The organism is Amycolatopsis balhimycina FH 1894 (assembly GCF_000384295.1).
GTDB classification, from domain to species: Bacteria; Actinomycetota; Actinomycetes; order Mycobacteriales; family Pseudonocardiaceae; genus Amycolatopsis; species Amycolatopsis balhimycina.
Genome location: NZ_KB913037.1, coordinates 7,936,026 through 7,956,807, shown reverse-complemented (window position 1 = coordinate 7,956,807; position 20,782 = coordinate 7,936,026). Strand labels below are relative to the sequence as shown.

The 20,782-nt window shown below is 71.3% G+C and carries 23 protein-coding genes; 11 read left to right on the top strand and 12 right to left on the bottom strand.

Going from position 1 to position 20,782, the window contains the following annotated elements; all coding sequences use genetic code 11:
- The first annotated feature begins 10 nt into the window (after positions 1–10).
- From A3CE_RS0136735 to A3CE_RS0136725, 3 genes are all read left to right on the top strand, one after another.
- Positions 11–448 carry a hypothetical protein gene (locus A3CE_RS0136735; RefSeq protein WP_051183809.1) on the top strand — a complete coding sequence of 146 codons (438 nt, stop codon included), beginning with the start codon at positions 11–13 and terminating at the stop codon, positions 446–448.
- 78 nt (positions 449–526) lie between these two features.
- Positions 527–1,018: a MarR family winged helix-turn-helix transcriptional regulator gene (locus tag A3CE_RS53710; protein ID WP_020645095.1), complete on the top strand. Its 492-nt coding sequence runs from the start codon at positions 527–529 to the stop codon at positions 1,016–1,018.
- On the top strand, positions 1,015–1,464 hold the full coding sequence (locus A3CE_RS0136725; RefSeq protein ID WP_020645094.1) for a hypothetical protein: 450 nt from the start codon (positions 1,015–1,017) through the stop codon (positions 1,462–1,464). Before A3CE_RS53710 ends, A3CE_RS0136725 begins: the two co-directional genes overlap by 4 nt.
- Here A3CE_RS0136725 and A3CE_RS0136720 read toward each other — a convergent pair.
- The 3 genes from A3CE_RS0136720 to A3CE_RS0136710 all read right to left on the bottom strand — a co-directional run bounded on the left by A3CE_RS0136720 (position 1,448) and on the right by A3CE_RS0136710 (position 5,307).
- Positions 1,448–2,017, bottom strand: coding sequence for a TIGR03086 family metal-binding protein (locus tag A3CE_RS0136720; RefSeq protein ID WP_020645093.1), 570 nt, complete (start codon positions 2,015–2,017; stop codon positions 1,448–1,450). The genes A3CE_RS0136725 and A3CE_RS0136720 overlap by 17 nt on opposite strands.
- 66 nt (positions 2,018–2,083) lie before the next feature.
- Positions 2,084–3,271, bottom strand: a complete 1,188-nt coding sequence (locus A3CE_RS0136715) for a class I SAM-dependent RNA methyltransferase (RefSeq protein WP_020645092.1) — start codon at positions 3,269–3,271, stop codon at positions 2,084–2,086.
- Entirely contained in the window at positions 3,268–5,307 is a 2,040-nt protein-coding gene (locus A3CE_RS0136710) for an APC family permease (RefSeq protein ID WP_026469212.1), read from the bottom strand. The genes A3CE_RS0136715 and A3CE_RS0136710 overlap by 4 nt, the downstream gene beginning before the upstream one ends.
- A gap of 92 nt (positions 5,308–5,399) precedes the next feature.
- Between A3CE_RS0136710 and A3CE_RS0136705 the strand changes: the two genes are divergently transcribed.
- Positions 5,400–6,065, top strand: a complete 666-nt coding sequence (locus A3CE_RS0136705) for a potassium channel family protein (protein ID WP_020645090.1) — start codon at positions 5,400–5,402, stop codon at positions 6,063–6,065.
- Positions 6,062–6,718 (top strand): potassium channel family protein, encoded by a 657-nt coding sequence (locus A3CE_RS0136700; RefSeq protein WP_020645089.1) that lies wholly within the window; start codon positions 6,062–6,064, stop codon positions 6,716–6,718. Before A3CE_RS0136705 ends, A3CE_RS0136700 begins: the two co-directional genes overlap by 4 nt.
- 134 nt (positions 6,719–6,852) lie before the next feature.
- On the opposite strand, the gene A3CE_RS0136695 is transcribed toward A3CE_RS0136700, so the two are convergent.
- Complete coding sequence (locus A3CE_RS0136695) at positions 6,853–7,572, bottom strand: DUF3159 domain-containing protein (RefSeq protein ID WP_020645088.1); 720 nt, start codon at positions 7,570–7,572, stop codon at positions 6,853–6,855.
- Positions 7,573–7,581: 9 nt separating this feature from the next.
- Positions 7,582–7,962: an OB-fold nucleic acid binding domain-containing protein gene (locus tag A3CE_RS0136690; protein ID WP_013224481.1), complete on the bottom strand. Its 381-nt coding sequence runs from the start codon at positions 7,960–7,962 to the stop codon at positions 7,582–7,584.
- Between the two features lie 137 nt (positions 7,963–8,099).
- On the opposite strand from A3CE_RS0136690, the gene A3CE_RS0136685 reads away from it, so the two are divergent.
- Complete coding sequence (locus A3CE_RS0136685; protein WP_020645087.1) at positions 8,100–8,783, top strand: alpha/beta fold hydrolase; 684 nt, start codon at positions 8,100–8,102, stop codon at positions 8,781–8,783.
- A gap of 50 nt (positions 8,784–8,833) precedes the next feature.
- On the opposite strand, the gene A3CE_RS0136680 is transcribed toward A3CE_RS0136685, so the two are convergent.
- On the bottom strand, positions 8,834–9,502 hold the full coding sequence (locus A3CE_RS0136680; RefSeq protein ID WP_020645086.1) for a DUF3710 domain-containing protein: 669 nt from the start codon (positions 9,500–9,502) through the stop codon (positions 8,834–8,836).
- Positions 9,502–10,005, bottom strand: coding sequence for a dUTP diphosphatase (dut, locus tag A3CE_RS0136675; RefSeq protein ID WP_020645085.1), 504 nt, complete (start codon positions 10,003–10,005; stop codon positions 9,502–9,504). The genes A3CE_RS0136680 and dut overlap by 1 nt, the downstream gene beginning before the upstream one ends.
- Before the next feature lie 24 nt (positions 10,006–10,029).
- Here dut and A3CE_RS0136670 point away from each other — a divergent pair, with 24 nt between their 5' ends.
- Positions 10,030–10,512: a DUF3093 domain-containing protein gene (locus tag A3CE_RS0136670; protein ID WP_020645084.1), complete on the top strand. Its 483-nt coding sequence runs from the start codon at positions 10,030–10,032 to the stop codon at positions 10,510–10,512.
- A gap of 134 nt (positions 10,513–10,646) precedes the next feature.
- On the opposite strand, the gene A3CE_RS0136665 is transcribed toward A3CE_RS0136670, so the two are convergent.
- The gene (locus tag A3CE_RS0136665) at positions 10,647–10,955 is read right to left on the bottom strand and encodes a DUF4193 domain-containing protein (RefSeq protein WP_013224476.1); all 309 of its coding nucleotides are present in this window, start codon (positions 10,953–10,955) and stop codon (positions 10,647–10,649) included.
- A 527-nt stretch (positions 10,956–11,482) separates the two neighbouring features.
- On the opposite strand from A3CE_RS0136665, the gene cei reads away from it, so the two are divergent.
- Complete coding sequence (gene cei, locus A3CE_RS0136660; protein ID WP_020645083.1) at positions 11,483–12,166, top strand: envelope integrity protein Cei; 684 nt, start codon at positions 11,483–11,485, stop codon at positions 12,164–12,166.
- A 228-nt stretch (positions 12,167–12,394) separates the two neighbouring features.
- Here cei and A3CE_RS0136655 read toward each other — a convergent pair whose 3' ends face one another.
- Positions 12,395–13,213 carry an inositol monophosphatase family protein gene (locus tag A3CE_RS0136655; protein ID WP_020645082.1) on the bottom strand — a complete coding sequence of 273 codons (819 nt, stop codon included), beginning with the start codon at positions 13,211–13,213 and terminating at the stop codon, positions 12,395–12,397.
- Between the two features lie 64 nt (positions 13,214–13,277).
- On the opposite strand from A3CE_RS0136655, the gene ppgK reads away from it, so the two are divergent.
- The 3 genes from ppgK to A3CE_RS0136640 all read left to right on the top strand — a co-directional run bounded on the left by ppgK (position 13,278) and on the right by A3CE_RS0136640 (position 16,579).
- Positions 13,278–14,045: a polyphosphate--glucose phosphotransferase gene (gene ppgK, locus A3CE_RS0136650; protein WP_020645081.1), complete on the top strand. Its 768-nt coding sequence runs from the start codon at positions 13,278–13,280 to the stop codon at positions 14,043–14,045.
- 173 nt (positions 14,046–14,218) lie between these two features.
- On the top strand, positions 14,219–15,619 hold the full coding sequence (locus A3CE_RS0136645; RefSeq protein WP_020645080.1) for an RNA polymerase sigma factor: 1,401 nt from the start codon (positions 14,219–14,221) through the stop codon (positions 15,617–15,619).
- A gap of 99 nt (positions 15,620–15,718) precedes the next feature.
- On the top strand, positions 15,719–16,579 hold the full coding sequence (locus tag A3CE_RS0136640; protein ID WP_020645079.1) for an LLM class flavin-dependent oxidoreductase: 861 nt from the start codon (positions 15,719–15,721) through the stop codon (positions 16,577–16,579).
- Positions 16,580–16,624: 45 nt separating this feature from the next.
- On the opposite strand, the gene A3CE_RS0136635 is transcribed toward A3CE_RS0136640, so the two are convergent.
- The 3 genes from A3CE_RS0136635 to A3CE_RS0136625 all read right to left on the bottom strand — a co-directional run bounded on the left by A3CE_RS0136635 (position 16,625) and on the right by A3CE_RS0136625 (position 20,781).
- Entirely contained in the window at positions 16,625–17,017 is a 393-nt protein-coding gene (locus A3CE_RS0136635; RefSeq protein ID WP_020645078.1) for a hypothetical protein, read from the bottom strand.
- 178 nt (positions 17,018–17,195) lie between these two features.
- Positions 17,196–19,403 (bottom strand): 1,4-alpha-glucan branching protein GlgB, encoded by a 2,208-nt coding sequence (gene glgB / locus A3CE_RS0136630; RefSeq protein WP_020645077.1) that lies wholly within the window; start codon positions 19,401–19,403, stop codon positions 17,196–17,198.
- A 4-nt stretch (positions 19,404–19,407) separates the two neighbouring features.
- A complete protein-coding gene (locus A3CE_RS0136625; protein WP_020645076.1) occupies positions 19,408–20,781 on the bottom strand; it encodes a maltokinase N-terminal cap-like domain-containing protein in 1,374 nt (457 codons plus the stop codon).
- Position 20,782: the final 1 nt, after the last annotated feature.

Here is a 20,782-nt window from a genome sequence, read left to right as displayed (position 1 = left end):
GGAGGCCGGAGTGGAGGAGCAGCGACCGTGGAAACGGCTCCGGGGCCCACGCGCGGTGATCGTGGCAGCGGCCGGGCTGGGCATCATCGCCGGGCTGACCCTGCGGACCGCCGACCACTCCGGGCTCCTGCCACCCGGCACGCCGGACCCCGAACTGGACCTGGGCCTCCGGCTGGTGTGCGCGGCGGCGGTCCTCGTCGCCGGCACGCTCGCGTACCTGACGTTCGCCCGCGAGCGCGACGAGCCCCTGGCCATGGCGTGCCTGCCCGGCCTGGTCGTCACCGGCGTGATCCTGCGCCACCTGGTGGTGACGCTCCCCCAGGTGGCGCGCTTCGAGCCGGCCGCCCGGATCGCGCCCGGCGCCGGGTCGTGGGTGCTGCTGACGTCGGGCCTGGTGATGACGGCGACCGGGTTGGCGGCGGCGTTCGCGGTCCGCCGGGCCGCCTGACGTCCGGCCTGCCGCAGAACGAACCGGGCGCGCCCGCCTTTCCTTCTCGAGCGGCCGAGACAGGAGTAGACTCGTTTCATGCCGCAACGAAATGACCGGGCCGAGCTGGCGATGGCCGTCATGGAGCTGATCGACCAGGGGCATCGGCGGATCGCCCGGCGGATCGACCTGACCCGGATCCGCATCCTCGGCCTCGTCGCCACGAGCGGTCCCCTGCGCCCCCGGGACATCGCCGGTGAGCTGGGGCTCACCGCGTCCGCCACCAGCCGGCACCTCGCCGCCCTGGAGCGCGAGGGACAAGTCACCGCCGAGGCCGATCCCGGCGACTCACGGACCTTTCTCGTGCGGCAGACCGACCGGGGCCGGGCCGAGATCGACGCCACCGTCGAGGCCGGAGCCACGGTGTTCGCCGACGTCATCGCCGACTGGACCGACGAAGACGTCGCCACCGCACGCACCCTCGTCACCCGGCTCAACCAGGCCTGGAGCCGGCGCGAGCAGCCCACGCCGAAAACCGGGCCGCGGTGGCAGCGGTCCCGAGACAAGACCGAAGGGGCGGAGCGGGCATGACCACCCGGACGTCGGAGGTGCCGAAAACCGTCCAGGCCGCGCGGGTGCTGCTCGTCCTGATCGCGCTCGCCCACCTCGTGATCCCGGCCGTCATGGGGGCACGCCAGGACTCCCTGCGCGATCAGATCGCCGCCTCGCACCCGGAGTTCGGCGCGGCCGAGGTCGCCCGCTCCGCCCATCTCGCCGTCGTCTCCGGAGCCGTCTTCCATGGCCTCCTGCTGGTCCTCTGTGTCCTCCTCGCGGTCAAGCTGGCCACCGGGCGGCCGTGGACGCGCCGGCTGGCCATCGTCTCGCAGCTGCTGTCGGTCGTCTTCGGCGTGGTTTCGTGGTCGTCTTCGCCGATGTTCCACGCCGTCGTCCCGGCCGTCGCCGCCGCTCAGCTCGCCGTCGTCGTCCTCCTGTGGGCACCGGCAACGGCGAGGCACTTCTTCACCACCGCTCGCTGACCGCCTTCCGGCCCAGGAACGCCGCCAGCCGGTCCGCCGCCGTCGCCTCTTCCGGCGCCTCCACCTCCGGGCCGAACGGGCCGCCCGGCTGCCGCGGCGCCGCCCCGAACCGGGACCGCCACTGCTCCAGCGCCTGCGACGCCAGGTCGGGCAGCAGATCCGTCGAAGCACCCGTCGCGTCCGCGATGTCCCAGCCGTGGACCACGTACTCGTTCACGCGCATGTGCACCAGGAACACCCCGGGCACCTCGCCCAGCGGGGTCGTCACCGTGCGCGTGAACAGGCCCGGCTCGGCCAGCACGGCCCGCGCCCGGGCCACCGACGCCGCGAACTCCGTCACGGGGTCGGCACCCAGGTGGTCGCCGTCCGGGGCCGGTGGACCGGTGCCCGCCCAGAAGGCCACCTTCGCGTTGCCGTGCGCAAGGTGGTTGACCACCGCGCGGACGTCCCAGTCCACGCAGGCCGTCGGCAGGGTCCACTGGTCCGGGCGGATGCCCGAGACCAGGCCGGTCACCGTCGCGGAAGCTCGGTCGAAATCGTCGAGTGGAGTCATGCGCACAGTGTGCCGACCACCACCGACAGTTTCGGGAAGCGTTGGGAAGGCTCGGGGAAGACGGAGTCAGGAAAGCAGCGCCACGCACTCCACGTGATGGGTCATCGGGAAGGCGTCGAACGCCCGCAGGTCGGTCAGCCCGTACCCGTGCGAGGCGAAGATCGCCACGTCGCGGGCCAGCGCCGCCGGGTCGCAGGCCACGTACACGATCCGGTCCGGCGAGCCCGCCACGATCGACTCCACGACCGCCTTGCCCGCGCCCTTGCGCGGCGGATCCAGCACCACGACGTCCACGGGCTTCCCGGCCGACGCCAGCTCGTGCTCCACCCGCCCGGCCCGCCACGAAACCTGCGGCAGGTCGGCGAGGTTCCGTTCGCCGTCGGCGACCGCGCGCCGGCCGGACTCCACCGCCAGCACCCGGCCCGCGGAACCCACCTGCGCGGCCAGCACCGACGCGAACAGCCCGACCCCGGCGTAGAGATCCCAGGCCGACCCGCCCGCCGGCGCCTCCGCCCACTCCCCCACGACCGCGGCCAGCGTCGACGCCGCCGCCGGGTGGACCTGCCAGAAGCCGTGCGCGTCGAGACGCCAGTCGCGGCCCGCCGCGTGCTGGACCGCGACCCCGCCGGTCAGCTGCCGCGCCCGCACCTTGCCGCGCACCGTCGACAGCTCCCGGACGTGCACACCGCCGTCGCCGTCCTGGGTGACCTCCAGCTCGCTGCCCGGCCGCCAGCGCCGAGCCAGGACGTCGTCGAGTTCGCCGGGGACCGCGATCGGGCAGTCCTCCAGGGCCACCACCCGGTGGCTGTGGTGGGCACGCAGCCCCGCGCGCCCGTCGTGGCCGGCGACCAACCGGACCCGGCTGCGCCAGTCCAGTGGGCCGCCGTCGAGGGCCTCCACGACGACGTCCCGCTCGATCCCGGCCAGCCGGTGCAACTGCTCGGCCACGACCGAAGCCTTCAGCTCGCGCTGGTAGTCCGGCGAAGCGTGCTGCCAGTCGCAGCCGCCGCAGCCACCCGGCACGGCGAGCGGGCAGGGCGGCGGGACCCGGTGCGAAGACGGCGTCAGCACCTCGACGGCGTCGCCGCGGCAGAACGAGCCGCCGTTGTCCTCGGTGACCTCGACGCGGACCTGCTCGCCCGGCAGCGCGTGCCGGACGAACACGACCCGCCCCTCGGCGCGGGCCACGCAGTGGCCGCCGTGCGCCACCGGCCCGACCTCGACCTCGAGGACCCGGCCCAGCCAGCTCGTCATTCCACAGGCTCCTTGGGCTTCGGTGCGCCGGGGCCGGCCTGCTTCGCGTCGGGCGAGAACCCGCGGCGGACGTCACCGGCCGCCGGCCACTCGTTCCGGACGCGCGCGGCTGCCTTCGCCGACGACTCCAGCTGCCACGGCACGCTCGCCACGATCACACCGGACTGGAACAGCAGGCGGCCCTTGAGCCGCAGCGCACTCTGGTTGTGCAGGACTTGTTCCCACCAGTGCCCGACCACGTACTCCGGGATGAACACGGTGACCACGTTGCGCGGATTGTCACCGCGCACGCGCTTCACGTAGTCGAGCACCGGCTTCGTGATCTCGCGGTACGGCGACTCGACGACCTTCAGCGGCACCTTGAAGTTGTGGGCGTCCCACTCGGCGGTCAACCGGCGGGTGTCGGCATCGTCCACATTGACCGTCACGGCCTCGAGGACGTCCGGGCGCATCGCCTTGGCGTAGGCCAGGGCCCGCAACGTCGGACGGTGCAGTTTGGACACCAGCACGATGGCGTGGTTGCGCGACGGCAGCACGGTCGGGGTGTCGCCGAGGTCCTTCAGCTCGTCGGCGACGCGGTCGTAGTGCCGCCGGATCGCCGTCATGAGCACGAAGATGGCCACCATCGCGGCGATCGCGATCCACGCGCCGAGCAGGAACTTGGTGATGAGCACGATCACCAGTACGACACCGGTGCAGGTGAGGCCGACCGCGTTGACGGTCTGGGAACGCCGCATCCGGCGCCGCTTGGCGGGGTCGGTTTCCTTTGCCAGCAACCGGTTCCAGTGCCGGATCATGCCCGCCTGGCTCACCGTGAAGGACACGAACACGCCGACGATGTAGAGCTGGATGAGCCGGGTGACCTCGGCGTCGAAGGCGATGATCAGCACCAGCGCGAAGGCCGCCAGGAACAGGATCCCGTTGGAGAACGCCAGCCGGTCGCCGCGCGTGTGCAGCTGGCGCGGCAGGTAGCGGTCCTGCGCGAGGATCGAGCCCAGCACCGGGAAGCCGTTGAACGCGGTGTTCGCGGCCAGCAGCAGGATGATGCCGGTGGAGAAGGAGATGTAGTAGAACGCCGGCGAGAAGTCGGCGAACACCGCGTGCGCGATCTGCGCGACGATCGTCTTCTGCTCGTAGCCGGCCGGCGCGCCCACGAGCTGCCGCGCCGGGTCCTCGGCGAACTTGACGTCGGTGATCGTGGCCAGGGTGATGATGCCGACCAGCATGGTGACCGCGAGCAGGCCCATCATCAGCAGCGTGGTGGCCGCGTTCTTCGACTTCGGCTTCTGGAACGCCGGGACGCCGTTGCTGATCGCCTCCACCCCGGTCAGCGCCGCCGCGCCGGAGGAGAACGCCCGCAGGATCAGGAACGCGTACGCCACGCCGGCGAAGGTGCCTTCGGCGGTCAGCGTGAACCCGGCGCTCTCGGCCTTCATCTCGGTGCCGGTGGCGGCCTGCACCAGGCCCCAGGCGACCATGACGAGGATGCCCAGGATGAACCCGTATGTCGGGATCGCGAAGGCCTTCCCCGACTCGCGGATGCCCCGCAGGTTCAGCGACGTCAGCACGACCACGATGACGATCGACGCGAGCACCTTGTGCTGCGCGACCCACGGGACGGCCGAGCCGATGTTGGCCACACCGGACGAAGTGGACACCGCGACCGTCAGCACGTAGTCGACCAGCAGGGCGCTGGCCACGGTGAGGCCGAACTTGCCGCCCAGGTTCGTGTTGGCGACCTCGTAGTCGCCACCGCCGCTCGGATAGGCGTGCACGTTCTGCCGGTAGGAGGCGACGACGACGAGCATGACCACGGCCACGGCCACGCCGATCCACGGCGCCAGCGCGTACGCCGAGAGGCCGGCCACGCTCAGGGTCAGGAAGATTTCCTCCGGCGCGTAGGCCACGCTGGAGAGCGCGTCGGAGGCGAAGATCGGCAGCGCGATGCGCTTGGGCAGGAGCGTGTGAGCCAGGCGATCACTGCGGAACGGACGTCCGAGGACCAGGCGTTTCAGCACGGTCGGGAACTTCGACACCACGAAAGCCTAACGGCACGGGGGCACGGTAGGTTCGGCGCTGGTAGGTAGGGGGAACAACGGACGGGTAACCGCCGAAGAGGAGGCAGGGCGTGCACGTGGTGATCATGGGGTGCGGCCGGGTAGGCGCGTCCCTGGCCGCTGCGCTGGAGCGGCTCGGCCACGAGGTGGCCGTCATCGACAAGAACCAGCAGGCTTTCCGGCGGCTCGGCAGCGACTTCCACGGCCAGCAGGTCGTCGGCGTCGGCTTCGACCGCCGGGTGCTGGTCGAGGCCGGCATCGAGCGGGCCGGCGCGTTCGCGGCGGTGTCCAGCGGGGACAATTCGAACATCATCTCGGCCAGGGTGGCCCGCGAGAACTTCGGCATCGAGCACGTCGTCGCGCGGATCTACGACCACAAGCGCGCGGCCGTGTACGAGCGGCTGGGCATCCCGACGGTCGCGACCGTGCCGTGGACCACCGACCGGTTCCTGCGCAGCCTCCTGCCGGACGGCGTCGCGTCGGCGTGGCGTGACCCGTCGGGCAACGTCGCGCTGCTGCAGCTGCCGCTGCACGAGGGCTGGGTCGGGCACTCCGTGAAGTCGCTGCAGCAGGCGACCGGCGCGCGGGTGGCGTTCATCATGCGGTTCGGCACCGCGGTGCTGCCCGACACCAAGACGGTGCTGCAGGCCGACGACGTCGTGTGGGTGGCCGCGCGGTCCGGCACCGTCACCGACGTGACCAGTGTGGCCAACCGCGAACCGGAGGACGAGGCATGAGGGTCGCGATTGCCGGCGCCGGAGCGGTCGGCCGCTCCATCGCCGCCGAGCTGATCGACGGCAGGCACCAGGTGATGCTCATCGAGCGCGAGGCCGACCAGTTCGAGCCGCACGCGGTCGAGCAGGCCGACTGGGTGCTCGGCGACGCGTGCGAGGTGTCGATCCTGGAGGAGTCCGGGATCGAGCAGTGCGACGTCGTCATCGCCGCGACGGGCGACGACAAGGCGAACCTCGTGGTGTCGCTGCTGGCCAAGACGGAGTTCGCGGTCCGCCGCGTGGTGGCCCGGGTGAACAACCCGGCCAACGAGTGGCTGTTCACGGACGCGTGGGGCGTGGACGTCGCGGTGTCGACCCCGAGGATGCTCGCGGCGATGGTGGAGGAGGCGGTCAGCGTCGGCGACCTGGTCCGGCTGATGACGTTCCGGCAGAGCAACGCGAACCTGGTCGAGCTGACGCTGCCGGCGGAGACGCCGCTGGCCGGGAAGCCGGTCAGCGACCTGATGCTGCCGCGGGACGCGGCTCTGGTGACGATCCTGCGCGGTGACCGGGTGATCGTGCCGCAGCCGGAGGACCCGCTGGAGCCCGGGGACGAGCTGCTGTTCGTGGCGACCGCCGACGTCGAGCCGGAGATCCGGACGGCACTCGGCTACTGAGACGGCGAAAAGCCGTGAAGGCCACCTTCAGGAACTCTATGTTCCTCAAGGTGGCCTTCACGGCTTTCGGCCGACCGAAACTGTCGGTGCCTGCCGGTAGAGTCGAGAACGGGGGGCGCCCCCGCGCGGGTGGGTCAGGCTTCGGGGGTCGCGTACTTCTCGCGCAGCCGGGCTTCGGCTTCCGCGTCGGTCTCCGGCTTCGGCTCGGACTCCTCCATCGCCTTCAGGCGCTTGTCCGACCGCCGGACCGCCCACACGACCACCAGCAGGCCCAGCGCGTACAGCGGGTAGCCCATGGCGATCTTCGCGAAGGCCAGCCAGCCGGTGTAGTCCTCCTGGTAGAGCCACCGCTGGACGACGAACCGGGCGGCGAAGATCGCCGCCATGGCCAGGGTGGCGACGTCGTAGCCGTAGCGGGACGGCTTGTCCTTGCGCCACGCCTGGCCGGTGCCGTTGAGCAGGTTCCAGACGACGCCCGCGATCGGCCAGCGCACCACCACCGACAGCACGAAGACGCCGCAGTAGATCAGGCTGGCGTAGATCCCGAAGAGGAAGAACCCCTTCGCGGACCCGGTCCGGTAGGCGATGAACGCCGCGATCGCGACGCCGAAGAACCCGGAGATCGCCGGCTGCAGCGGCTCCTTGCGGACGACCCGCAGCACGGTGATGGCCACCGCGCTGCCCACCGACGTCCAGATGGCCGCGGTCAGGCCGAAGAACGAGTTCGCCAGGACGAACACGATGACCGGCAGCGAGGAGTAGATCAGGCCGGACACGCCGCCCATCTGCTCGAGCAGGGTCGGCTGCGGCTCTTCCGCGTCGGTCTTCTTCTCGCTCGGGGCGGGTTCAGTCACGATGGGTGATCAACTCACTGGGCTCTGGAGCTCGTAATAGGGGTTGTACAGCACCTTCTGGCCGTCACGCTCGGCCATCCGGCCGCGCACCTTGATCGTCCGGCCAGGCTCGATGCCCGGGATCCGGCGGCGGCCGAGCCAGATTAGCGTCACGCCCTGTGTCCCGTCGAACAGCTCGGCCTCCAGCGTGGCGGCCTCGTTCGTCGGGCAGAGCTCCACGCTGCGGAGGCGCCCCATCACGGTGACCTCTTCGCCGGAGCGGCAGTCACAGGCCCGCTGCGCGCCCTCGGCGCCCGACCTCATCGACATCTCGTCGGCGTCGAGTTCCTCGACGTCGCTGGTCAGCTTGCGAACCAACCGGCTGAAGTAGCCGCCGTCTTTGGCGGACATAGGTGCTCCTGTGCTCCGGGGCCCCCGACGTGGTGTTTGCGGCCCGTGCGATTTCCAGCGTAGCTGCGGTCCCCGCCAGGGAAACGCCTTTGCGCAAAGATCGCAACGTGACGTCCGCAATCAGAGTTCCCGCCGCGGTGCTCCTGCCCGGCACCGGCTCGGACGAGGTGTTCGTCCGAGCCGTCTTCGAAGGGCCGCTGCGCGCCCTCGGTGTCCCGCTCATCGCGCCGCCACCGCCGCCGGGCGCCGAGCTCGCCGTGGGCTACCTGAAGACGCTCGACGCCCTGGCGGACGAATACGGCGAACTGCTCGTCGGCGGCATTTCGTTCGGCGCCCACCTCGCCGCGGAGTGGGCGGTCCGCCACCCGGGCCGTTGCGGGGGCCTGCTGGCCGCGCTCCCGGCCTGGAACGGCGTCCCCGGCTCAGCACCCGCATCGCTGGCCGCGACGCTGTCGGCGGATCTGGTGGCCCGTTCCGGCGTCGGCGCGGCGCTGGCGCAGACCGCGGGCAGCCCGGACTGGCTGCGGGCGGAGCTGGACCGGGCGTGGCGCCGTCACGGCGACGGGCTGGCGGCGGCACTGGGCGTGGCGGCGAGCCGTCCGTCGCCCACCCTCGCGGAACTCGCGGGCCTGTCCGTCCCGGCCGGCGTCGGCACGTGCCTGGACGACCCGATCCACCCGACGAAAGTCGCATCGGAGTGGGCCGGCGCACTCCCCCGCGCCGCTCTCGGCGAGACGACGCTCACGGCGTTGGGCGCGGACCGGGAGTCACTCGGCCGGGCGACCGTCCTCGCCTTCCTGAAAGCCCGGCAAACGCCATGAGGGGCACCCTCATGGCCATAAGAGCCATGAGGGTGCCCCTCATGAACGAGTCAGCCTTGCTGCTGCTGGGCCGCGATGTGCTCGGCGACCGCGTCCGGCAGCGTGATGGTCAGCGGGGTCCGGACCGGCATGGGCGCGTCACCGCGGTCGACGATGGTCCGCCGCACGATCTCCCGCAGCACGTCGACGGCTCCGGCGGCCTCCGACTGGGGCCCGGCGATGACGCCGCGCAGCATCCAGCGGGGGCGGTCGACGCCGACGAAGCGCAGGGCGACGTCGCCGACGATGGCCGAGATCTCCAGGCCCCACTTGCCGCGGCCGATGTTCACCTTGGCGCCGTCGGCTCGCAGCTGCTCGGCCAGTTCGGAGCTGACCTCCCGCCACAGCCCGCCCGAGCGCGGCGCGGCGTACGCGCTGACCGTGATCTGGCCCTGCTCGGTGACGACGTGCACGGCGCGCACGCCCTGGGTCTCCGGGTCCATTTCGACCTGGACCTGGGAACCGTCGGGCACCGGCACCTTCACCGAGCCGAGGTCGATCCGCGGGACGCCGTCGTCGTCGAAGTCCGCGACGTCGTACGGGCCGTCGGAGACGTCCGACAGTTCCGGTCCGTCTTCGTCGTCGTACGCGTCGTCCTCGATCGTGTCGTCGGCCTCGGGCGCGGCGTGCCGTCCGGCGGACCCGTCCTCGGTCCGCCGCTTGCGTCCGAAAATCCCCACTAGCTCTCCGTTCCTTCCCCCGCGCCGGCGCCCGTGGCGAGCGCCGGTGCTCCCAGTGTGGCGTGTCCACCTGTCGAGCCGTAGCCTCCGTCGCCCCGCTCGGTGGCGTCGAGCTCGGCGACCTCGACGAACTCCGCGTGCTCGACCCGCTGCACGACCAGCTGGGCGATGCGGTCGCCGCGCGTGAGCTTCACCGGGTGCACCGGGTCGTGGTTGATCAGGCAGACCTTGATCTCCCCGCGGTACCCCGCGTCGATCGTGCCCGGGGTGTTCACCACCGAGAGGCCGGCCCGGGCGGCCAGGCCCGACCGTGGGTGAACGAATCCCGCGTACCCGGGCGGGAGCGCGATCGCGACGCCGGTGCCGACGACGCCGCGTTCCCCGGGTCCGAGCACGATATCCGAGGTGGTGACGAGATCGGCGCCCGCGTCGCCCGGCCGGGCGTAGGCGGGCAGCGGGACATCCGGGTCGAGCCGGGAGAGGAGTACCTGAACGCTGGACACGGGCCGCGAGATTACTCTGTTCCCGTGGGTGAATCAGCGAAGACGGCCGCGAACGCCGCGGTCCGGCATTCCGAGCGGCTGTACGTCCCGTGGTGGGGCTGGCCGCTGCCGGTGCTGGGGGCGGTCCTGCTGGCCGCCGAGATCGACCTCGGGTACCCGGGGATCCGGGCGTGGCTGCCCTACGTGATCGCGCTGCCGGTCGTCGTGGCACTGCTGCTGTCGCTGGGCCGGTCGAAGGTCCTCGTCACCGGCGGTGACGAGCCGGAGCTGTGGGTCGGCGACGCGCACCTGCCCCTGCGCTACGCAGGCGAAGTCGAAATCTTCGACAAGGAGGCCAAGCGCAAGGCCCTCGGGCGGGACGGCGACCCCGCCGCCTACGTGCTGCACCGCGGCTGGGTCGGCCCGGTCGTGCGGGTCCGGCTGACCGACGCGGCCGACCCGACGCCGTACTGGCTGTTCAGCACCCGGCACCCGGAAAAGGTCGCCGAGCTGCTGAAGAACGCCTGACCCCTGACATGGGAAGGGGGCCGGCCTGCCGGCCGGCCCCCTTGTCCCCAAGCGCGCTTCGAGCCTTCCCCTGCTCCCTCGAGGCTCTCCGTCGCGTCTGTTCGTCCCCTGTTCCGAGAACCCCTCCTGCGCGCTCAGGCGCAATCGCGGCAGATCAGGCGTCCGCCGTTGTCCTCGGCCAGCCGGCTGCGGTGGTGCACCAGGAAGCACACGGAGCAGGTGAACTCGTCCGCCTGCTTCGGCACCACCTTCACGGTCATGTCCTCACCGGAAAGCCCGGAGAGGTCGGCACCCGGCAGCTCGAAGTTCTCGGCGGTCGCGTCCTCGTCGACGTCGACGACGCCGGACTGGTTCTCGTTGCGCCGGGCCTTGAGCTCCTCCAACGAGTCTTCGGCCAGCTCGTCGGCTTCGCTGCGGCGCGGAGCGTCGTAGTCGGTAGCCATGTGTCCCTCACCCCTGCGATCAGCTTGTGTAGTCGTTTTCCCGGACCCCCGGATGCGCCCGTGAGTCCGCCGTGCCGCTGGTCAACGTTCCAGGGCCCTCGTTTGTGCCCGACGGCCGAAGTGACCGAGGTCTCTTCTTTTTGCGCCTCTTCCTGCGGCCGGAGCCCGGGAAGGGTAGCTCACCGCTCTGCGGGTTCTGCAACGAGTCAGACATTGCCGGGGAATCGTCACCCGACAGGGGGAACCCGCAGGTAAGACGCGTTGTGGTCCGTTCGGGTTGCCCGTGGGTGGAGAACTTCACGCGCGGCCCGTGTCCGCTTGCCCCGGCCGGGGCGGGCGTGGTGCGATCGCTGCACGGGGATCGGTCCCGGGCGGAGCCCGGGACCACGGGCAGGGCACGGGAACGACCGGGTGTTCCGGCGGGGCGACCCGGAACGGCGCGCGCCGTCCGGTGCGCCTAGGCTGATCGGCCTCGAACCGGTTCCGTGCGCACGGTCGGATTCGGTGTTTGGGGAAGGGACGGGCAGGTGGCGTCGGGGAACGGCATCGGGGACCGTGGGGCGCGGCCGTATCGCAAGCACAAGCCGCTGCCGGCGCTGATCGTCATCGGCGTGCTCGCCGTCGCCGCGATCGTCGTCTGGGTGAACGCGGTCGTCGGCAAGGGTGACATCGACGCGGCCGTCCGCTGCGACCCGCCCGCCAGCCCGCCACCGGGAGTCACGTTCAGCACCCTCCCCCACGACGCCCTCGACGGCCGCGCGCCCGTCCCGCCCGACAAGATCGCCTACCGGGTCCTCAACGCCTCCGAGACCCGCGGCAAGGGCGGCATGACCACGACCGCGCTCAAGGAGCTCGGGTTCACCGGGGCCGCCGAACCGGCCAGCGACCCGGCGTACGAAAACCGCGAGGCCAAGTGCCGGGGCCAGATCCGCTTCGGCGAGAACGGCGCCGCCGCGGCCCGGACGCTCAGCCTGGTCGTCCCCTGCGCCGAGCTGGTCCAGGACAACCGCAAGGACGCGAGCGTCGACGTGGTCACGGGCACCCTCTTCGGCGACATCCGGCCGCGCGCCGAGGCCCGCCAGGTCATCACCCAGCTCGCCGACTGGTCGAAGGCCCACCAGGGCGGCGGCGGCAACGAGCAGTCCGCGGGTGCGAAGGCCCCGGTCATCGACCAGACACTGCTGGCATCCGCCCGCAACGTGGAGTGCTGACCGGCGCCTGACCAGGCAGTGCCGACCGCGGCTCGCGGGGGCGCCCCCGTTTTCCACGCTACCGGAGAGCACCGACAGTTCCGGTCCCCGTGCGCCGCGAATGACTCATTTGCGGCGCCGGAGGTCCCGGATGAGTCATTCGCGGCGCCCCGAAGTCCCGAATGAGTCATTCAGGGCGCCGCAGGTCTTGAATGACTCATTCAAGACCTGCCCGGGCCCGGCGACCGCTCAGACGTCCGTCGCGCCGCAGTCGGCCAGGGCCTTCCGCAGCGGGTCGGCGATGGCCGGGGCCGCCGCGTACGTCGCGTCCGCGCCGAGGTCCGGCGCGGTGCCCGGGACGAACACCTCCGCGCCCGCCTCCGCCGCGATCAGCGCGCCCGCCGCCCAGTCCCAGCGGTTGAGGCCGTGCTCCACGTACGCGTCCAGCCAGCCCGCCGCCACCGCGCACAGGTCGAGCGACGCCGCGCCGTTGCGGCGGATGTCCCGCACGCGGCCCAGCAGCTCCGCCGCGAACCGCGACTGCCGCGTCCGCCGCTCGGGCGAGTACGCGAAACCGGTTCCGACGAGCGTCAGCTCCAGCCGCGACGGCGCCGACACGGCCAGCCGCCTGCCGTCCAGGAACGCGCCCTGCCCGCGGGCCGCCGACCAGACGCGGCCGCTGGCCGGCTCCACCACCGCCCCGGCCACCGACACCCCGCCGACCTGCGCCGCCACGGACACCGCGAACCACGGCAGCCCGTAGAGGAAGTTGACCGTCCCGTCGATCGGGTCGACCACCCACGTGACGCCGTCGCCCGCCGCGCCACCGCCTTCCTCGCCCAGCACCGGCTCTCCCGGCCGCAGCGAAGCCAGCCGCGCCCGCACGAGCTGCTCCGACTCGTGGTCCACCGCGGTCACCACGTCGGTGTCCCCGGACTTCGTGCCCACGGCGACCGCACGGCCTCCCGCCATCCCCTCCCAGGCCTCGCGGACCAGCTCGGCGGCGTCCGTCGCGACCTGCACCGCGACGCTTTTCAGCAACGACTCGTCAACTCCCACGTCCGACATGTCACCACATCCGGTTAAAGTCTCCGAGGCAGGCTTCTGAATCGTGCGAGAAGGGACCACGTCCGTGGTGGAGGCGACCCGCCGAGGTTTCGGCATCGACATCGGCGGCAGCGGGATCAAGGGCGCCTTGGTCGACCTGGACAAGGGACAGCTCATCGGCGACCGGATCCGGTTCGAGACGCCGAAGCCGTCCACCCCGTCCGCGGTGGCGGACATCGTGCACGACATCGTGACGCAGGCGGCCTGGGACGGCCCGGTCGGCGTGACGCTCCCCGCGGTCGTCAAGAAGGGTGTCGCGCACACCGCGGCCAACATCGACAAGCAGTGGATCGGCACGGACGCCGACGCCCTGTTCGCCAAGCGGCTCGGCCGCGGCGTCGACCAGATCGCGATGCTGAACGACGCCGACGCGGCGGGCATGGCGGAGATCCGCTTCGGCGAGCCGGTCGCGCGCAAGGGCGTGACCGCGCTGCTCACCTTCGGCACCGGCATCGGCAGCGCGGTGTTCCAGGACGGCAAGCTCGTGCCCAACACCGAGTTCGGCCACCTGGAGATCGACGGCCACGACGCCGAGAAGCGCGCGGCCGCCTCGGTGAAGGACAACGAGGGCCTCACCTACCCCGAATGGGCCAAGCGCGTGCACCGTTATCTGACCGTGCTGGAGAACCTCATCTGGCCCGACCTGTTCATCGTCGGCGGCGGTGTCAGCAAGAAGGCCGAGAAATGGGTGCCGCTGCTGGACATCCGGACTCCGGTGCTGGTCGCGAGCCTGCAGAACAACGCCGGGATCGTCGGCGCCGCGGCCGCCGCGGCGGAGGGCATCCAGCACTGATCGGCCCTCGAGGGTGATCGCTTCGCACCGCATGCGCGTACCGTCGTTACAATGGAACACGGCACACGGCTGCGGAGGCCAAAACCGCAGGCCGAGGCGTGTTCCCCGAATGTGAGGCAGCAGTGGCACCCGTGCCGTTGCTCGTCATGATCGACCGCTGCGAAAGGGCGTAAGTGGCAGCCGCAAGAACCGCAACCCGAGGCGGGACGAAGACAGCGACCGCAGCCGGCGAGCCGGCCGAAGAGGCAGCCACCGGGACGGCGAAGCCAGCGGCGCGCAAGACCACCACTGCCAAGAAGGCTCCGGCCAAGAAGGCACCGGCGAAGAAGCCCGCGACCAAGGGCGCGAAGACCGAAGACGGCGAGCCGGACGGTCCCGTCGACATCGACGAGGCCGAACTCGACACGCCCGACCTGGCGGACCTGGAAGAGGTCGAGGTCGACGTCGTCGACGAAACGGTCACCGACGAGCCGGAAGCCGACTCGGCCGACGACGATGACGACGACGACGACGAGGAGACCCCGGCGCAGCGTCGTCGCGGGGCGGCGGCGGACAAGGCGGCCGCCGCCAAGAGCTCCGACAACCCGGACTTCGTCTGGGACGAGGAGGAGTCCGAGGCGCTGCGGCAGGCGCGCAAGGACGCCGAGCTCACCGCGTCCGCCGACTCCGTGCGTGCCTACCTCAAGCAGATCGGCAAGGTCGCGCTGCTGAACGCCGAGGAGGAGGTGGAGCTGGCCAAGCGGATCGAGGCCGGGCTCTACGCCGCCGAGCGCGTGCGCACCGCCGAGGAGGAGGGCGAGAAGCTCGTCACCCAGATGCGCCGCGATCTCAAGTGGATCGTGCGTGACGGCGAGCGCGCCAAGAACCACCTGCTCGAGGCGAACCTCCGGCTCGTGGTGTCGCTGGCCAAGCGCTACACCGGCCGCGGCATGGCGTTCCTGGACCTGATCCAGGAGGGCAACCTCGGTCTGATCCGCGCGGTGGAGAAGTTCGACTACACCAAGGGCTACAAGTTCTCGACGTATGCCACGTGGTGGATCCGCCAGGCGATCACCCGCGCGATGGCCGACCAGGCCCGCACCATCCGTATCCCGGTGCACATGGTCGAGGTCATCAACAAGCTCGGCCGCATACAGCGTGAACTGCTCCAGGACCTCGGCCGCGAGCCGACCCCGGAAGAGCTCGCGAAGGAAATGGACATCTCCCCGGAGAAGGTCCTCGAGATCCAGCAGTACGCGCGTGAGCCGATCTCGCTCGACCAGACGATCGGCGACGAGGGCGACTCCCAGCTCGGCGACTTCATCGAGGACTCCGAGGCGGTTGTCGCGGTCGACGCGGTGTCGTTCACGCTGCTGCAGGACCAGCTCCAGTCGGTGCTGCAGACGCTGTCCGAGCGCGAGGCGGGCGTGGTCCGGCTGCGCTTCGGCCTCACCGACGGCCAGCCGCGCACGCTCGACGAGATCGGCCAGGTGTACGGGGTGACCCGTGAGCGCATCCGGCAGATCGAGTCGAAGACGATGTCGAAGCTGCGTCACCCGTCGCGGTCCCAGGTCCTGCGGGACTATCTGGACTGATTTTCTGGCACGAAAGGGAAGACCCCGTCACGCTGGTGGCGGGGTTTTTCCTTTCGGGGGATCTTGGAAGAAGATCATCCCTTTCTTTCAGGAGCCTTCATGAAGATCGGCATCGGACTGCCGAACCAGGTCCGCGACATGCGTCCGGACGTCATCCCCGCCTGGGCCGCCCGAGCCGAGGAAGCCGGGTTCTCCACCCTCGGCACCGTCGGCCGGATCGCCTACCCCGGTGTGATGGACACCGTCGCGCTCGCCGCCGCGGCCGGCGCCACCCAGACCATCGGGCTGGTCAGCAACGTCCTCATCGGTACTGTGTGGCCGCCGGTGCTGCTGGCGAAGGAGATCGCCGGCATCGACGGCGTCTCCGGCGGCCGGCTCACCCTCGGCATCGGGATCGGCGGCCGGCCGGACGACTTCGTCGCCGACGGCCTCGGCCCGAAGGGGCTCGGCAAGCGGATCGACGCCGACCTCGAGGTCTACCGCGACGTCTGGAACGGCAAGCCCGTCGGCGGTGGCGACAACCCCGCCGTACCGCCGGGCACCCGCGAGGTTCCGTTGCTGTTCGGCGGGTTCGCGCCGAACGCCCTGGCTCGGATGGCGAAGTGGGGCGAAGGCTACGTCGCCGGTTCGGTGCCGCCCGCGATGGTCGCCGGCTCGTTCGACCAGGCTCGCGCGGCCTGGAAGGACGGCGGCCGCGAGGGCGAGCCGCGGCTCGTCGCCATCGTCTACTTCGCGCTCGGCGAGCCGGAGACCGGGCTCCGGAAGGTCGGCGACTACTACAGCAACATGGGCGACGCCGCCGAGATCGTCGTGGCGAACGTCCGCACGACCCCGGACGCGGTGCGCGCCGCGGTCGAGGAGTTCGGCGCCCTCGGGGCGGACGAGCTGATCTTCAACCCCGCCACCGACGAGCTCGACGACATCGCCCGCCTCGCGGACATCGTCACGCCCGGCCGGTGACTGTTCACCGGCGTCTGCCCGGGGCGCCGGTGAACACGAATTGGCTCAGGGCACGGCCAGCCCGCGCTCCCGCAGCGACTGCTCGACGCGCAGGCGTTCGATCTCTCGGTCCATCCCCTCGGGCAGCTCCCCGAGCCGATGCGGGACGCCGACCTGGCGGCAGGCCACGGTGAGGAGCTCGTCGTACGCCTGCCGGGTGCCGAACCGCCGCGCGGCCGGGGTGCCGGAGGGATAGCCGGCGAGCAGCCGGTGCACCCGCCGCAGGTCCGCGGCGACCCGTTCGATCGGCGGCCCTTCGGGCTGCGGTTTCGCGCGTCTCTCCCGGATCCGGCCGACGAGCTTCGGGACGCGCAGCGCGCACCAGAACAGCACCGTGGGAGCGACACAGACCACGGCGAAGAGAATCAGGTTCGCGACGACACCACCGGAGCCGTCCATGCACCGATGGTAAGCCCGCCACGCCCACCCGGCGGAGCGCTTTTGGCGTGATTGAGGGGTCAGCACACGTGATTGGAGAGCCGACTCGCGTGATTGGGGAGCCGACACGACGCCGGTCGCCGTGTCGTCCCTTCAATCACGCGTGTCGACCTCCTGATCACGCGTGTCGACCCTGCAGTCACGTGAGGTCGGGATCCGGTGGGGTTTCTTCGGCCAGCCAGAGGACTCCCGCGGGCGGGAGCTGGAGGACGGCGGAGGCCGGTTGGCCGTGCCAGGGGTCCTCCGTTGCCTCCACCGCGCCCAGGTTGCCGACGCCGGAGCCGCCGTACGCCTCGGCGTCGGTGTTGACCACCTCGCGCCAGCGGCCCGCCGTGGGCAGGCCGACGCGGTAGTCGTGGTGCGGGACGCCGGCGAAGTTGGCCACGCACGCCAGCCGTGAGCCGTCGGCGCCGATGCGCAGGAAGCTCAGGACATTGCCGCTCGAGTCGTTCGCGTCGATCCAGGCGAAGCCCTCCGGGGAGGTGTCCTGGCTGTAGAGCGCCGGAGTGGACCGGTACACCGAGTTCAGCGACCGCAGCAGGTCCTGCACCCCGCGGTGCAGGGGCTCTTCCAGCAGGTGCCAGTCCAGCGACCGCTGCTCCGACCACTCCCCTTCCTGGCCGAACTCGCCACCCATGAACAGCAGCTGCTTGCCCGGGTGGGCCCACATGAACGCCAGCAGCGAGCGCACGCCCGCCGCCTTGTTCCAGGCGTCGCCCGGCATGCGGCCCCACAGCGATCCCTTGCCGTGCACCACTTCGTCGTGCGACAGCGGGAGCACGAAGTTCTCGCTCCACGCGTACACGAGCGAGAACGTCATCTCGTTGTGGTGGTACGCGCGGTGGATCGGCTCGTGCGACAGATACCGGAGCGTGTCGTGCATCCAGCCCATGTTCCACTTGAAGCCGAACCCGAGCCCGCCGAGGTGCGTCGGGCGTGTGACGCCCGGCCAGGCCGTGGACTCCTCGGCGATCATCACGACACCCGGGTGTCGCTTGTAGACGGTCGCGTTCAGCTCCTGCAGGAACCGCACCGCGTCCAGGTTTTCGCGGCCGCCGTACTGGTTGGGCAGCCACTCCCCTTCCTTGCGGGAGTAGTCGAGGTACAGCATCGACGCCACCGCGTCGACCCGCAGCCCGTCGAGGTGGAACTCCTCGATCCAGAACAGCGCGTTGGCGACCAGGAAGTTGCGGATTTCGTTGCGGCCGAAGTCGAAGACGAGCGTGCCCCAGTCGGGCTGCTCGCCGCGCCGCGGGTCCGCGTGCTCGTACAGCGCGGTGCCGTCGAACTTCGCCAGCGCCCAGGCATCACGCGGGAAGTGCGCGGGCACCCAGTCGACGAGCACGCCGATCCCCCGCTGGTGCAGGCGGTCGACGAAGTACCGGAAGTCGTCCGGTGAGCCGAAACGGGACGTCGGCGCGTAGTACGACGTCACCTGGTAGCCCCACGAGCCGCCGAAGGGGTGCTCCGAGACCGGCAGCAGCTCCACGTGCGTGAAACCGGTCTCGACGACGTAGTCGCCCAGCTCGTCGGCCAGCTCGCGGTAGTCCAGGCCCGGCCGCCACGACCCGAGGTGGACTTCGTAGACGCTCATCGGCGCCGCCGCCCACTGGGTCGCTTCCCGCCGCGCGACCCACTCGTCGTCTTCCCACGAGTACGCGGAAGAGGTGACGACCGACGCCGTCGCCGGGGGCTGCTCCGTGGCGAACGCCATCGGGTCGGCCTTCTCGTGCCAGTTCCCGTCGGCGCCGAGGATGCGGAACTTGTAGCAGGTGCCCACGCCGACACCCGGCACGAACAGCTCCCAGATCCCGGACGAGCCGAGCGAGCGCATCGGGTGGCCGCGCCCGTCCCAGCCGTTGAAGTCGCCGATCACGCGGATGCCGCGGGCGTTCGGCGCCCACACCGCGAACGACGTCCCCTCGACGACTCCGTTCGGCGTGTCGTACGAGCGGACGCGCGCGCCGAGCACCTCCCAGAGCCGCTCGTGCCTGCCCTCGCCGATCAGGTGCAGGTCCAGCTCCCCGACCGTGGGCAGCCAGCGGTACGGGTCGTCGGCGGTGGCGGTGTGCCCGTCGTACTCGACTTCCAGCCGGTAGTCGCCGGGGTGCTCCGGCACCGCGACGGCGAAGAGGGCGTCGATCACCGGCTCCATCGGGTACCGGTGCTCGCCCACGCGCAGCGCGACGGCCTTGGCGCCGGGCAGCAGCGCCCGGGCCGCGAAGCCCTGGCCGGCGGCGTGCACGCCCAGCACCGAGTGCGGGTCGTGGTGGGACCCGGCCAGCAGCCGGTCGATGTCCGCGGCCGACGGGGCCGCGGCCGGGAGGCCTTCCGGAACGGCGTTCACGGTGTCATCCCTCTCCGCTCGTGATCCGGGCGATCGAAGCGAGCGGCACGCCCAGCCAGTCCGGCCGGTTCGCGTGCTCGTAGCCCACCTCGTAGACCGCCTTGTCCAGTTCGAAGGCACGCAGCAGCGGGCCCTGGTCGCGGGGGTCCGCCGCGATCGCGGCGTACCCCTCGCAGAATGCCGTCCGGTTGCGGTCCGACCACTCCATGGCGCGCTCGGCCAGTGCCGGGTCGTCCGGCTGGCCGACCAGCATCTGCTGGGCCGCGTAGTCGAACGACCTCAGCATGCCCGCGACGTCGCGCAACGGCGAGCGGAGCGCGTGCCGTTCCTCCACCGGGGCCGCGGGCTCCCCTTCGAAGTCGATCAGCAGCCAGCCGCCGACCGTCCGCAGGACCTGGCCGAGGTGCAGGTCGCCGTGGATGTACTGCATCGTCACCGAGCCGGCGGGCAGGGTGTGCAGCTCCTCGAACGCCGCCCGCAGCGCCGGGGCGTGCGCCGCCAGCTCCGGGACCCGTCCGGCGATCGTGTCGAGCCTGCCGAGCATCGCCTTCGCCGAGCGTTCCAGCTCGGCGGCGTCGACGGCTTCCGTGCCGAGGGCTTCGGCCAGGTCGGCGTGCACCTCGGCGACCGCACGCCCGAGCCGCTCGGCCTCGCCGGCGAAGTCGCCGCCGACCTCCCCGGCGTGCAGGTCCGGCGCGGCCATCAGGTCGCGGACGCTGGTGGTGGCCATCGCCCAGCCGTCGACCGCGTCCGGGACGAACTGCTGGAGCATGCCGACCGTGGTCGGCTCGCCGTCCAGGTCACCGGTGATCGAGCCGAGCGGTGCCGCGATGTGCTTGCTGCCGACGCCCTGCAGCGCGCGATGCAGCAGCAGGTCCTTGTTCTTCCCCGGGGTCAGCTTGCGGAACAGCTTGAGGATGTACTGCCCGCTGTACACCAGCGACGTGTTGCTCTGCTCGGACGTGATCGGCCGGGCCCGCAGGCCGGTCTCCAGCTCCACGCCGGGCTCGTGCTCGAAGATGAGCGAGCCGACCTGGCCCTCCCTGGCCATCAGGTCCAGCAGGACGCCGGTGACGTCCAGGTCGCCGGACGCCTCGTAGGCGTTGAGATCGCCGACGGCGCCGATCCAGCTGGTGGACGCGATCTCCGGCGGGTGCGTCCGGCGGCCGAGGAGCAGCTGGTAGGGCTCGCGCCGGTCGGCCTGGGCGACCTCGAGGACCACGTGCAGCAGCTGGGGGTCACCGGCGACCAGCTCGGTCACGCCGAGCGTCCGGACGCCGGTCACCGGCCGGTCCTTGCCGGCGAACCAGCGCTGCTCCGGCAGCCAGCGCTTCAGGTCCTCGGTCAGGTCGTCGACCAGCTCACGCGGGTCGGACAAG

What these genes read in the sequence shown, in the direction of transcription:
- A3CE_RS0136700 (WP_020645089.1), top strand. Translation starts at nt 6,062, where the DNA reads ATGAGGGTCGCGATTGCCGGCGCCGGAGCGGTCGGCCGCTCCATCGCC.
- A3CE_RS0136655 (WP_020645082.1), bottom strand. Translation starts at nt 13,213, where the DNA reads ATGTCGGACGTGGGAGTTGACGAGTCGTTGCTGAAAAGCGTCGCGGTG.
- A3CE_RS0136690 (WP_013224481.1), bottom strand. Translation starts at nt 7,962, where the DNA reads ATGTCCGCCAAAGACGGCGGCTACTTCAGCCGGTTGGTTCGCAAGCTG.
- A3CE_RS0136635 (WP_020645078.1), bottom strand. Translation starts at nt 17,017, where the DNA reads ATGGACGGCTCCGGTGGTGTCGTCGCGAACCTGATTCTCTTCGCCGTG.
- A3CE_RS0136720 (WP_020645093.1), bottom strand. Translation starts at nt 2,017, where the DNA reads ATGACTCCACTCGACGATTTCGACCGAGCTTCCGCGACGGTGACCGGC.
- A3CE_RS0136725 (WP_020645094.1), top strand. Translation starts at nt 1,015, where the DNA reads ATGACCACCCGGACGTCGGAGGTGCCGAAAACCGTCCAGGCCGCGCGG.
- A3CE_RS0136715 (WP_020645092.1), bottom strand. Translation starts at nt 3,271, where the DNA reads ATGACGAGCTGGCTGGGCCGGGTCCTCGAGGTCGAGGTCGGGCCGGTG.
- A3CE_RS53710 (WP_020645095.1), top strand. Translation starts at nt 527, where the DNA reads ATGCCGCAACGAAATGACCGGGCCGAGCTGGCGATGGCCGTCATGGAG.
- A3CE_RS0136665 (WP_013224476.1), bottom strand. Translation starts at nt 10,955, where the DNA reads ATGGCTACCGACTACGACGCTCCGCGCCGCAGCGAAGCCGACGAGCTG.
- A3CE_RS0136640 (WP_020645079.1), top strand. Translation starts at nt 15,719, where the DNA reads ATGAAGATCGGCATCGGACTGCCGAACCAGGTCCGCGACATGCGTCCG.